This is a genomic window from Pseudomonas gingeri, assembly GCF_013385635.1.
Taxonomy (GTDB): domain Bacteria; phylum Pseudomonadota; class Gammaproteobacteria; order Pseudomonadales; family Pseudomonadaceae; genus Aquipseudomonas; species Aquipseudomonas gingeri_A.
Genome location: NZ_JACAPR010000004.1, coordinates 83832 through 96679, shown reverse-complemented (window position 1 = coordinate 96679; position 12848 = coordinate 83832). Strand labels below are relative to the sequence as shown.

The 12848-nt window shown below is 63.6% G+C and carries 9 protein-coding genes; 5 read left to right on the top strand and 4 right to left on the bottom strand.

The genetic code is table 11. From position 1 onward, the window contains the following. Positions 1 to 71 precede the first annotated feature (71 nt). The 3 genes from HX851_RS03660 to HX851_RS03650 form a co-directional block, all read right to left on the bottom strand. The gene (locus HX851_RS03660; protein ID WP_177065058.1) at positions 72 to 3746 is read right to left on the bottom strand and encodes a translocation/assembly module TamB domain-containing protein; all 3675 of its coding nucleotides are present in this window, start codon (positions 3744 to 3746) and stop codon (positions 72 to 74) included. Then, positions 3743 to 5470: an autotransporter assembly complex protein TamA gene (locus tag HX851_RS03655; RefSeq protein WP_177061171.1), complete on the bottom strand. Its 1728-nt coding sequence runs from the start codon at positions 5468 to 5470 to the stop codon at positions 3743 to 3745. The genes HX851_RS03660 and HX851_RS03655 overlap by 4 nt, the downstream gene beginning before the upstream one ends. Positions 5471 to 5536: 66 nt before the next feature. After that, a complete protein-coding gene (locus HX851_RS03650; protein WP_177061169.1) occupies positions 5537 to 6187 on the bottom strand; it encodes a GNAT family N-acetyltransferase in 651 nt (216 codons plus the stop codon). Positions 6188 to 6379: 192 nt separating this feature from the next. Between HX851_RS03650 and xthA the strand changes: the two genes are divergently transcribed. Beyond that, on the top strand, positions 6380 to 7192 hold the full coding sequence (gene xthA, locus HX851_RS03645) for an exodeoxyribonuclease III (RefSeq protein ID WP_177065056.1): 813 nt from the start codon (positions 6380 to 6382) through the stop codon (positions 7190 to 7192). Between the two features lie 220 nt (positions 7193 to 7412). Beyond that, the gene (locus tag HX851_RS03640) at positions 7413 to 8747 is read left to right on the top strand and encodes a substrate-binding domain-containing protein (RefSeq protein ID WP_177065055.1); all 1335 of its coding nucleotides are present in this window, start codon (positions 7413 to 7415) and stop codon (positions 8745 to 8747) included. A gap of 210 nt (positions 8748 to 8957) precedes the next feature. On the opposite strand, the gene HX851_RS03635 is transcribed toward HX851_RS03640, so the two are convergent. Continuing rightward, on the bottom strand, positions 8958 to 10187 hold the full coding sequence (locus tag HX851_RS03635; RefSeq protein ID WP_177061163.1) for an acyl-CoA dehydrogenase: 1230 nt from the start codon (positions 10185 to 10187) through the stop codon (positions 8958 to 8960). Between the two features lie 151 nt (positions 10188 to 10338). On the opposite strand from HX851_RS03635, the gene HX851_RS03630 reads away from it, so the two are divergent. From HX851_RS03630 to HX851_RS03620, 3 genes are all read left to right on the top strand, one after another. Beyond that, positions 10339 to 11268 (top strand): LysR family transcriptional regulator, encoded by a 930-nt coding sequence (locus HX851_RS03630; protein ID WP_177061161.1) that lies wholly within the window; start codon positions 10339 to 10341, stop codon positions 11266 to 11268. Positions 11269 to 11350: 82 nt separating this feature from the next. Next, entirely contained in the window at positions 11351 to 11743 is a 393-nt protein-coding gene (locus HX851_RS03625; RefSeq protein WP_177065053.1) for a MerR family transcriptional regulator, read from the top strand. Positions 11744 to 11898: 155 nt separating this feature from the next. Then, positions 11899 to 12798: a hydroxymethylglutaryl-CoA lyase gene (locus HX851_RS03620; protein ID WP_177065051.1), complete on the top strand. Its 900-nt coding sequence runs from the start codon at positions 11899 to 11901 to the stop codon at positions 12796 to 12798. Positions 12799 to 12848 lie beyond the last annotated feature (50 nt).

Here is a 12848-nt window from a genome sequence, read left to right as displayed (position 1 = left end):
GCCTTGCTGCGACATTGCGGACGCCATCGCCGGCAAGCCGGCTCCTACAGGGATGCCGTCATGGAAGGGCCCTAGAAATCGCGCTTGTAGAAAATATCCAGCGAACTGGCAACGCCACTTGCCGCCTCCAGATACACGCGCTTGCTCAGCAGGTAGCGCAAGGCAATGGTGTTGGCCGGCTCGAACACCCCCACCCCGTAGCGCAGGCTGAGCTTTTCGGTGATCTTGCCGCTGGCCACCACCGCGGTATTGGTGCCACTGCCCTGGGTATCCAGTTCGAAATCCTGGATACCCAGGTTCTTCGCCAGGTCCGAAGTCACCGATGAACTGCCCATCAGGCCCAACCCCAACGCGGCCTGGGCGAGCATATTGTTGTCTTCGCCAGTGGTGCTCAACGGACGCCCCAGCACCAGGTAGGACAAGGCCTGCTCCTGGCTCATCGCCGGCTCCGAGAAGATCTGCGTGGTCGGTTGCTCGGCGCTGCCGCTCAGGCGTATGCCAGCGATCACATCGTCGGTCTGGCGAATCGCCTCGATATCCAGGTACGGCTGGTCGACCGGGCCGGCAAACAGCAGGCGTGCGCGACGAATGGTCAGGCGCTGGCCGTAGGCCCGGTAACGTCCGTCGTTGAGGCGCAGCTCGCCACGGGTATCGAGGTTGTCGCCGATATGCACCTGCCCTGCCAGGTTCGCGGTGAGGCCGAAACCGCTGAAGCTCAGTTTGTCCTCGCCGACCACCACATCGATATCCATGGCGATGGCCAGCGGGGTCTTGCCCTCTTCGGTCTGGTGCTCGACGATCACCGTGTCATCCGAGACTTTTACCGTCGACGGCGGCAACTCGCGCACGGTGATCTCGCCCTTGGGCACCAGGACCTTGCCGGTGATCGCCAGCTTGTCGCCATGCATCGAAATCTTCAGGTCCGGGGCGACTTCCAGTGCCGCGTAGGGTTCGACGGTCACCGGCAACTGCGCGCCCTTGACCGCGATGTCCACCAACAGCGCGTCAGCCCAGCCGATATGCCCGCCGAGGCTGCCCTGCCCAGACTCGCCGCCCTTCCAGGTGCCGTTGAGCTGCACGTTCTCACCGGCGATCTGCGCCTGGACCAGCAGGTCGCTGATGGTGGTCGGCAGTTCCGGTCCGGAGATTTCCCCGCCGCTGAGGTTCAGGTTGCCGTTGACCTGCGGCGCCAGCAAACCACCGGACAGGCGTCCGCTGCCGTCCAGGCGCCCGGCCAGTTTCTCGACCATCGGCACGAAAGGCCGGATCACCGCGAGATCGACGCCGCTGAGGCGAAAATCACCGCTCAGGGGTTTGTTCTTCGCCAGCGGATTGATCTGCGCCTGGAGGGTCAGCTCACCGAGCTTGCCACCACGAAAATCCAGGTGGGTATCGACGCGCCGGGGTGTCAGGTTGCTGGTCAGCCGGAGGGTTTCGTAGGGGAAGTCCAGCCACTTGCGACGCTTTTCGCGGATGCGCAAGGTACCGCCACTGGCGTCGACCACGATCTGGCCCTTCGGTCCGCTGGCCGGCAGGTCCAGTTGCAAGTCGGCATTGAGCCGGCCCTGCCAGGCGAAATCCCGGGGCATCCATTGCGCCAGGCTTTCCAGCGGGAATTGCTTGAGGTGATAACGCAGCTTGGGCTCGGGCATCAGGCGCTGATCTTCGCCACACAGACTGGCGTCGCCGGACAACCAGCAATGGGCGCCGAAATTCAGTCGACCGTCAGCCAGCCGTTCCAGCTTCGCCGGGTTCTGCAGCTTCCAATCCTGACCGCCGGTCTGCACATCGCCCGAGGCCAGGCGACCGCGCCAGTTGCCCTGATCCAGCGTGCCGTCCAGGCCGAGGGCCAGCTTCAACAGTGGCCCTTGCAGAGCCAGATGCAACTGCTGGCGCTTGAGATCACCTTCGCCGTTGACCAGCAGGTTGCCCAGGTCGGTTTCGCCGAGCTTGATCGCGTTACCCTTCAGTTCGAGACGGGCACGCTGGGCGCTGTCGAGGCTGGCATCGAGACTGAGGCTCTGCAAGCGGTTGTCGGCGTACACCAACTGCTGCCCTTGCAGGTTGACCTTGCCCTGGGGCGCCTTGAGGCTGCCAGCGAGGTCGACCCGGCCCTTGAGCTGCCCGCGCAACTGCGGCCAGAGCTGGCCGAGACGCGGCATATCCAGGTCGAGCTGACCGGCCAGGCGCTGCTGCAGGCTGCCGTTGCCGGTGACGCGGTTATCACCCAGGCGAATATCCAGGGCAGCGAGATCCCACTGCTCACCTGCGCCGCTCGCCCTGGCCTGGAACACCGCCGGTTGCCCGCGCAGCTTGCCCTTGAGATCGAGATTGGCCTCAAGGTCGAGCTGCTCGTGCTTGAACTGCCCCTTGCTGCGCAGGGGACCTGCCAGGGTGCCGGGCAACTCCGCCACCCAATACGCCGGGTTGAGCGCGCTGAGGTCCAGCGCGGTATCCCAGGCCACGCCATCGGCGAACTGCAACTTGAGATAACCGCTGGCCTTGCCCTGCCCCGCCGTCAGTTCGAATTGCGGCAGGGCGATCTGCTGCAGATCGCCGCTGAACGGACTGAGCAGGCTGAAGCGGCCCGCCGGACCATCGAGGTCAGCCTTGAAATTGCCCAGGTAGTTGCCGTCGGTGTAGTGCACTTCGCCGATAAAGGTCCGGGCCTTGACCGCCGGTTCGTCGATCAGCGGGTACAGCCGATGCCAGGGGAAGTCCAGCCAGTCGACATTGGCGTCGGCACTGAAGCCCTGGTGCCAGTCCAGTTGCCCGCTGACCTTGAGACGCTGGTCGGCACTGGCAGTCAGGTCCAGCGCGGCGATCTGCGCACCGTTGGCATCGACCCGGCCTTGCAGCGCCAGGCCGATAGGCCCCTGCTCGGCCGGCAGGGTCGCCTGCCCCTGCAACTGGTAGCCGCTCTTCAGGTCGCCGTTGCCGGTCAGTTCAAGCTGATTGAGTTGCAGGGTATCCGGCAGGTCGGCGCTGGCCTTGAAGCCGTCGGCGGTGATCTTCACCCGCGCCGGCAGGTTTTCCGCCAGGGCCTGCAGCTCCCCCGTCAGTTGACCTTGCAGGTAACCGCTGCTGTCGGCCTTGAGCCGCAAGGTCTTGAGCAGGTCGCCCTGGACATCCAGCGCCAGCGACCACGGCGTGGCGCCGGGTGCCGGCAGCATCAGCTTGCCCCGCAACGCCAGCGGCCAGTCGCCGGTGGGTTGCAACTGCCCGTACAGCTCCAGGCTCAAGTCATCGCGTTGCAGATGCAGAGTGTCGATCTGCAGACCGTTGTCCGCCCAGCGCGCGGCCAGTTGCAGTTCCTTGAACTGCTCACCGCCATCCAGCAGGAAGCTGCCGATACGCACCTGCTCCAGGCGAATCGCCAGGGGCAGTTTCAGTTCGGGCAACGTCAGCGGACCGCTGCTGGCCGGCGTACTCGGAGCAAAGTGCAACTCGACCCGCTCGACATCCAACTGCTCGATACACAGGTTCAAGCGTGCCAGGCACGGCAGCGACCAGTCGAAGCGCGGCTGCAGCAGCTCGACCTTGCTGCCGTCCTGCTGCCAGAGCAGATGATCGGCACTCCACTGCCCGCCGAGGCGGCCCTGGAAGTTCTCCACGCTCAGGCCCGGCACTTGCCCCAGCGCCCAGCGGCTGCCGAACTGGGTACCCAGCACCAGCCCCAGCAACGCCGCGACGAACAGCAGGACGGCGAGGATCACCAGGCCCGAGATTTTCAAACCACGCTTCACAGCTCAGGCCCCATTGAAAAGTGCAAACGGATACCGCCGGGATCATCCAGCGCATGGGCCAGGTCGAGACGAATCGGACCGACCGGCGAGACCCAGCGCACGCCGATACCGACACCGGTCTTCAGGCTGGGAAAGTCCAGGGTATTGAACGAATTGCCCTGGTCGACAAAGGTCGCGATCCGCCATTTGTCGGCCACGGAATACTGGTACTCGAGACTGCCGGCCACCATGTAGCGACCACCGATCCGATCGCCCTGGTCGTTTTCCGGGGACAGGCTCTGGTATTCATAACCACGCACGCTCTGGTCGCCACCGGCAAAGAAGCGCAGGGACGGCGGCACCGATTTGTAGCCGTTGGTGGCGCTACCGCCGAATTGCACCCGGCCGAGGAAACGGTGCTTGTCCAGGACCGTGGTCAGCCCCTTGAGCATGGCGGTGCCGTACAGCAGGTTGTTGTCCGAGCCCAGGCCCTCCTTGGCAACCTTGGCATCGAACTGCAGGCGATAGCCGTCGTGCGGGTCGATGCGGTTGTCGCTGCGCAGGTACGAGTAGCTGACACCGGGCATCAGCAAGGTACTCAGGCCCGAATCATCGCCCAGGCGATACTCTTCGCGCTGCCATTTCAGCGAGATCACCCGCTGCCAGCCACTGGGCAGCTTGCTGTGCCATTCCGGGCCGACGGTGAGCAGCTTGCTCAGGCTGTCGGTGTTGGCCAGTTCTTCATACTGATAGCCGGCCGCCCAGCGCAACTTATCAGTCAGTGGCGGGTCCAGCGGATGGTCGTACCAGACGCCGATGTTCTGGCGCGGCGCGGAGATTTCGCTTTCGATGCCGTAGCTGTCGCCCTCGCCATTGACCCAGTGACGGGTCCAGTTGGCCTTGCCGCGCGGGCCGACATCGGTCGAATAGCCGAGGCCCAGGCCCATGGTGCGCGGCTTGCGGGTCTGCAACTGGACGTCCACCGGAATCACCCGGGCGGTGGCGGCGGTGGGTGCGGCGTCGACCCGCACGCCTTCGAAGTAGCCGCTCGATTGCAGGGCCTGGTTGAGCTCGGCGATCAGTTCGGAATCGTAGGGGGTATCGGGCTTGAACGGCACCATGCGTTGCAGCAGGTCATCGTCGAACGGCGTGTCACCGGCGAAATGCACCTGGCCCAGGGCATAACGCGGGCCGCTGTCGTAGACCAGTTCGATATCGGCGACACCGGCCTGTGGGTCGACCAGGAGTTTCTGCGCGGTAAAGCGCCCGCTGAAGAAACCGTAGCGCGAAGCCTGGTTCTGGATCAGGCGCTTGGCGTCTTCGTAATGCCCATGATTGAGCACGGCGCCGGGCTTGAGCGTATCGCTCTTCGGTACCCGGAATGCCTTCAGGCTGGCGGCCGGCCCCTCGATGCGCACCGTCACGTTGCGCAGGCGCACCGGTTCTCCGGGATCTATGGTGAGGATCAGGCGCGGCGTCTTGCCGCCCTCGACCTCGGTTTCTATCCGCGGCTGGTAGTAGCCCAGGGCCTGGGCGGCTTTTCGCGCCTGCTCCTCGGCCCCCCGGCTGAAGCGCTCGAGCCCACGCTCGCCGCGATTGCCGAGGCTGCCGATGTAGCCTTCCACATTGGACTTCAACTCATCGTTGGCCGGTTTGACCCGAACATCGAGTTCACTTTGTGCCAACGCCGCCACGCTGCAAAAAAGCAGGAGCAGGCCGCTGGTGAATCTTCCTGAAAACGTCATAAGCGCGGATGCTACCACGGGCTGGGGACCGTCATAGAACCCCGGCGGACGTTAAAAGTTCGACCCTCAAGCCATTGCTGTTTGTAACACCTGCGGGTTGGCGTGATAGAACACATGCTCCAGGATCGGTCCTACCGCCACTTCGCCGATCTCCTCATAACCCTGGCGTTTGTAGAACTCCAGGTAGCGCGGGTTGCCGGTATCGAGGACGACCCCTTCGGAATGCTCGTCCTCGGCACACCAGTTATGCACCGCGGTCAGCAGTTGTTCGCCGTAGTGCTGGCCCTGGAACTGCGGGTGAATCCCCAGCAGTGGCAGCACATGCACCGAGGGCGAAGGTACGCAGGCCAGCACCGCCTGGTGATAATCCAGGTAACGCCGGGTGCATTTGAAACCGGTGCTGAGCAGCATGCGCATGCGCCAGGCCCAGCTCTCGGTAATCCCCAGCCGGCGTTGCGGCGGCGCGATCAGGGCGATGCCGATCAGGCGATCGTTGACCAGCAGGCCAATGGCCGGCAGTTCCTGGAGAAAGTGCTGCTTGACCAGTTCCCGTACCGTGGCGCGGACCCGTTGTTCGTAACCCGAACGCTCGGACTCGAACAGGTAGCCGAAGGTCGGCTCGTGACGATAGGCCTGGTACAGCAAGGAACGGGCTTCGCGTGAATAACCGCCGTCCAGCAGGTGAACCTGGGCGATGGTTTCTGGAGTGTCAGGCATGACGGTCGATCTCCCTGGACGCTGCGTGGACGCAGCTTGTTGTTATGTACGAGCTCCGGACGGGCACGACAGTTCAAAGTGGCTGCCGGCAACATCTTGATAAAAGACGTTAGCAGCGCATTTGTCCTGCCGCCATGCTGGCCGGGATCCGACTTGTCGGCTAGCATCGCTGTTTTGCCAGGACTGCCGCCCATGAAGATCGTCTCGTTCAACATCAACGGCCTGCGCGCCCGTCCCCATCAGCTGGCGGCGCTGATCGAAAAGCACCAGCCGGACGTGATCGGCCTGCAGGAAACCAAGGTTTCCGACGACCAGTTCCCCCAGGCCGAAGTCGAAGCCCTGGGTTACCACGTGCACTTCCATGGCCAGAAAGGCCATTACGGCGTCGCCCTGCTCTCGCGCCAGGCGCCATTGAGTCTGCACAAGGGCTTCGAAAGCGACGACGACGAGTCGCAGAAACGCTTTATCTGGGGCACCTTCGCCGATGAAGACGGCACCCCGGTAACCATCATGAACGGCTATTTCCCCCAGGGCGAAAGCCGTGACCACCCGACCAAGTTCCCGGCCAAGGCGCGTTTCTACGAAGACCTGCAGCAATTGCTGGAGAGCCGCTTCAGCAACGACACACCGCTGGTGGTGATGGGCGACATTAATATTTCTCCGGAAGACAGCGATATCGGCATCGGTGCCGACAACGCCAAGCGGTGGCTGAAAACCGGCAAATGCAGCTTCCTCCCGGAAGAGCGCGAATGGTTGGCGCGCCTGAAGAACTGGGGCCTGGTGGACAGCTTCCGGCACCTGCACCCCGAGGTGAACGATCGCTTCAGCTGGTTCGACTACCGCAGCCGTGGTTTTGAAGACGAGCCCAAGCGCGGCCTGCGCATCGACGTGATCATGGCCTCCAGCGGCCTGCTGTCGCGGGTCAAGGCCGGCGGCGTCGATTACGAACTGCGCGCCATGGAGAAACCCTCGGATCACGCACCGATCTGGCTGGAACTGAGCTGACCTGCGTTCGTCCGGTCAGCACAAACCTGTGGGAGTCGGCTTGCCGGCGATGAGGCCCGTGAGTCTTGCATCGCCAATGCCTCCGTCATCGCCGGCAAGCCGGCTCCTACAGGGTCCACGGCGTATTCAATAATTGGACCGGGCGCTCAGCGATGTCATTTAACTGAAACCTGACTGACTCATTCTCGCAGCACTTTTGTTGATAAAAGGTGCCGCTCTCATGCTGCGCGCGCTCTCCCTGCTGATACTGTGCGGCCTGACGCCCCTGGCGCTGGCCGCCCTGCCTCCACCGCCCGAAGACGGCCTGGTGCTGCGTATTCAGGGCTCCAACACCATCGGTGCCAGCCTCGTCCCGGCGCTGGTCAAGGGCTGGCTCGAGGAACAGGGCCTGCGCGGAGTGCATGACGTCGCCACCGGCAAGGACAACGAACAACGGCTGCTTGCCACCACCGCGCAGGGACGCAAAGTCCGCGTGGACGTCGCCGCCCATGGCTCCAGCACCGGCTTTACCGCCCTCAAGACCGGCACCGCCGACCTCGCCGCCGCCTCCCGGCCGATCAAGGAGTCCGAACGCCTGGCCCTGGAAAACCTCGGCGACCTGAAAAGCCCCGAGGCCGAACAGGTGATCGCCATCGACGGCGTGGCGATCATCCTGCATCCGCAGAACCCGCTGAACCAACTCGATACCGAGCAACTGGCGAAGATCTTTTCCGGTGAAGTGAAGACCTGGGAAGAACTGGGCGGCATCGGCGGTCCGATCCACCTGTATGCCCGCGATGACCAGTCCGGCACCTGGGACACGTTCAAGGACCTGGTCCTCGCCCGGCGCGGCAAGTCCCTGGCTGCCGGGAGCAAGCGCTTCGAGTCCAGCGAACAGCTCTCGGACGCGGTGAGCCAGGACCCGGCCGGCATCGGCTTCATCGGCCTGCCCTATGTGCGCCGGGCCAAGGCCGTGGCGATTGTCGACGGTGATTCACAGCCGATGCTGCCGCTCAACAGCCTGATCGCCACCGAGGACTATCCGTTGTCACGCCGGCTGTTCTTCTACTTGCCGCCCGACATGCCCGATCCCTGGGCGCAATCGCTGGTGCGCTTTGCCCAGAGCAAGGCCGGACAGGCGATTGTCGCCAGCAGCGGCTTTATCGCCCAGACGGTCCAGGCGATACCGGTGCCGGCCAATCCACAGATGCCGCCCGGCTACCAGCAGTTGGCGAAACGGGCGCAGCGCCTGTCGGTGAACTTCCGCTTTGAAGAAGGCAGCGCCAGCCTGGACAACAAGGCCCGCCAGGACGTGTTGCGGGTACTCGATTACCTGCGTGACCAGAACAAGCTGAACAAGCGGGTGACGCTGGTGGGATTTGGCGATGCCAAGAACGATCCGCAACGGGCGGCGTTGCTGTCCAGGCTGCGGGCAATGGCGGTGCGCCGGGAACTGCTCAAGGGCGGCGTGGTGTTTCGCGATATCCAGGGCTTCGGCGCCCAGATGCCGGTGGCGGCCAATACCGCCGACGAAGGACGGATCAAGAACCGCCGGGTCGAGGTGTGGGTGTACTGAGGGATAGGCCCTTGCAGGAAGCTGACCTTGCAGGAGACTGACCTCATGGGAAGCCGACCTTACAGGAGACTGAGCTTGCGAGAAGCCCACCTTGTGGGAGCCGGCTTGCCGGCGATGAGGCCCTCAAGACAGGCCTTGCCCTCACGGACCTCATCGCTGGCAAGCCAGCTCCTACAGGGGACCGGGCTCACCCCGGCAGCGGTGTGGGATTCAGCGCTCCGAACGCATCATCTCCCGCGGCACATACTTGCCGATCTCGAACTTGCCGATCGCCGCACGGTGCACTTCGTCCGGACCATCGGCCAGGCGCAGGGTGCGCTGCATCGCATACATGTAGGCCAGCGGGAAATCATTCGAGACCCCGGCTCCGCCATGGATCTGGATCGCGCGGTCGATCACCTTCAGGGCCACGTTCGGCGCCACTACCTTGATCTGGGCGATTTCGCTTTTCGCCACCTTGTTGCCGACGGTATCCATCATGTAGGCCGCCTTCAGGGTCAACAGACGGGCCATGTCGATCTCCATCCGCGAATCGGCGATCTTGTCGATATTACCGCCCAGGCGCGCCAGCGGCTTGCCGAACGCGGTGCGGTTGACCGAGCGCTTGCACATCAATTCCAGCGCCCGCTCGGCCATGCCGATGGAACGCATGCAATGGTGGATCCGGCCAGGGCCAAGGCGCCCCTGGGCAATCTCGAAGCCCCGGCCCTCGCCCAGCAGTACGTTCTCATAGGGCACCCGCACGTTCTCGAACAGCACTTCGGCGTGGCCGTGGGGAGCATCGTCGTAGCCGAACACCGGCAGCGGCCGGACGATCTTCACGCCCGGGGCATCCACCGGCACCAGGATCATCGAGTGCTGCTGGTGACGCGGCGCATCCGGGTTGCTCAGGCCCATGAAGATCAGGATCTTGCAGCGCGGATCGCAGGCACCGGACGTCCACCATTTCTTGCCGTTGATCACCCACTCATCGCCCTGGCGCTCGGCACGGGCGGCCATGTTGGTGGCGTCGGAGGAAGCCACGTCCGGCTCGGTCATGGCGAACGCCGAGCGGATCTCGCCACGCAGCAGCGGTTCGAGCCAGCGCTGTTTCTGCTCTTCATTGGCATAACGCACCAGCACTTCCATGTTGCCGGTGTCCGGCGCCGAGCAGTTGAACGGCTCCGGGCCCAGCAGGGAGCGGCCCATGATTTCCGCCAGGGGTGCATATTCCAGGTTGGTCAGGCCGGCGCCCAGTTCGGATTCGGGCAGGAACAGGTTCCACAGGCCTTCGGCCTTGGCCCGTGCCTTGAGCTCTTCCATGATTGCGGTGGGCTGCCAGCGATCGCCTTCGGCGACCTGGCGCTCGAACACCGGTTCGGCCGGATACACATAAGCGTCCATGAACGCGGTCACGCGTTCACGCAATTCCTGAACCTTGGGCGAATAGGCGAAATCCATGGGCAGCTACCTTTTTGAGCAGGTGGTCGGGGTCATGGAATCGATGCTAGATCAGCTACGAAAATTTACCAAAGCTATTCTCGGCGTGTATTAACATTCATCACCGATATATGATCGGCTGATCGAAACCCCATAATAAGAGCGCCGCGAAATGAATCTGAGCAAGGTCGACCTCAATCTTTTCATCGTCTTCGACGCCATCTATACCGAAGCCAACCTGACCCGCGCCGGGCAGATCGTCGGCATCACCCAGCCAGCCGTCTCCAACGCCCTGGCGCGCCTGCGCGAAACCTTCAACGACCCGCTGTTCGTGCGCACCGCGCAAGGCATGGTACCCACGCCCATGGCACAGAACATCATCGGCCCGGTGCGCAACGCCCTCTCGCTGCTGCGGATTTCGGTACAGGAAAGCCGCATCTTCAACCCGTTGCAGGCGAACAAGACCTACCGCATCAGCATGACCGACCTCACCGAGGCGGTGATCCTGCCGCCGCTGTTCCAGCGCCTGCGCCGCCTGGCGCCGACCGTGGCAATCGAGAGCTTTCTCTCCAAACGCCGCGAAACCACCAAGGAACTGGCCGCCGGACGTATCGACTTCGCCGTCGACGCACCGCTCAACACCGACCCGCAGGTGCGCCATGTCAAGCTGATGGAAGACCGCTATGTCTGTGCCATGCGCAAGGGCCATCCGTTGGCGGGCAAGGACAAGCTGACCCTGGACGACTACCTGGGGCTGACCCACATCCATATCTCCAGCCGCCGCAACGGCCTCGGCTACGTGGACCTGGCCCTGGGCAAGATGGGCATCCAGCGCAAGATCGCCCTGCGCTCGCAGCATTACCTGATGGCTTCGCAGGTCCTGCAGCAGACCGATATGGTGATGACCGTGCCGGAGCGCTTCGCCCGCCGCCATGACCTGCATTACTTCCAGTTGCCGGTCAACGACGTGCCGCCGGTGGAAACCCACCTCTACTGGCATGAAAGCACCGACCAGGACCCGGCCAACCGCTGGATGCGCGAGCAGATGATCGAGTTGTGCCAGCAGGTCACGGCCCATGAGAAGAAACTCGACAAGGCCTGAAACCACCGCCATGCAGGGACATGCTTGACGTATACGTCAAGCAGCCCTTAGCTTAGCGCCAAGACCTTTGCCGAGCGCTTTCATGAGCAGCCAGACCTACAGCATCTCCGACCTCGCCCGCGAGCTCGACATCACCACCCGGGCCATTCGCTTCTATGAAGAGCAAGGCCTGCTCTGCCCCGAGCGCCGCGGCCTGGAACGCATCTATTCGGCCCGCGACAAGGTGACCCTGAAACTGATCCTGCGCGGCAAGCGCATCGGCTTTTCCCTGGCCGAATGCCGCGAGCTGATCGAACTCTACGATCCCACCAGCGGCAACCAGAAACAGCTCAATAGCATGCTGGCGAAAATCACCGAGCGCCGTGCCCAGCTCGAACAGCAGTTGCTGGATATCGAGCAGATGCAATTGGAACTCGATACCGCCGAAGAGCGCTGCCATCAGGCCTTGCAGAGCCTGGAAACCCAACCCCTTTAGCCCGACCGTGGACACAACGCCCCCTGTAGGAGCCGGCTTGCCGGCGATGAGGTCCTCGAACCCAGCGTTGCCTGTACGGACGCCATCGCCGGCAAGCCGGCTCCTACAAGGGATCGCATCAATACCGACCACCTCTTTATACAAGGTGTTTCCCCATGTCATTACCTACCCACGTACGCCTGGTCGAAGTCGGCCCTCGCGACGGCCTGCAGAACGAAGCCCAGCCCATCAGCGTGGACGATAAGGTCCGCCTGGTGGATCGCCTGACCGATGCGGGCCTGGGCTACATCGAGGTGGGCAGCTTCGTGTCACCCAAATGGGTGCCACAGATGGCCGGCTCCGCCGAAGTCTTCGCCCGTATCCAGCGCAAGCCCGGGGTCACTTACGGCGCGCTGGCGCCCAACTTGCGCGGCTTCGAAGATGCCATGGCCGCCGGGGTCAGGGAGGTGGCGGTGTTCGCCGCCGCTTCCGAGGCCTTTTCCCAGCGCAATATCAATTGCTCCATCAGCGAAAGCCTCGAACGCTTCGTGCCGATCATGGACGCCGCCCGCCAGCATGGCGTGACCGTGCGTGGCTACGTGTCCTGTGTACTCGGCTGTCCCTATGAAGGCCCGGTCGCCGCCGAGCAGGTCGCCGTGGTGGCCCGCGAACTGTATGCCATGGGCTGCTACGAAGTGTCCCTGGGCGACACCATCGGTACCGGCACGCCAGGCGCCACCCGCAGGATGTTCGAGGTGGTCGCGGCCCAGGTGCCACGGGACAAACTCGCCGGGCACTTCCATGACACCTACGGCCAGGCCATGGCCAATCTCTACGCCAGCCTGCTCGAAGGTATCCAGGTCTTCGACAGCTCCATCGCCGGCCTGGGCGGCTGCCCCTATGCCAAGGGCGCCAGCGGTAATGTCGCCAGCGAAGACGTGCTCTATATGCTCAACGGCCTGGGTATCGACACCGGTATCGACCTCGACCGCCTGCTGCTCGCCGGCCAGGAAATCTGCGCGGTACTGGGACGTGTTACTGGCTCACGGGTGGCCAAGGCACGGCAGGCGGGATGAATGTGTCCGGGTGTTACCGCCTGGAAACACAAACGAGTAACACGGAAACA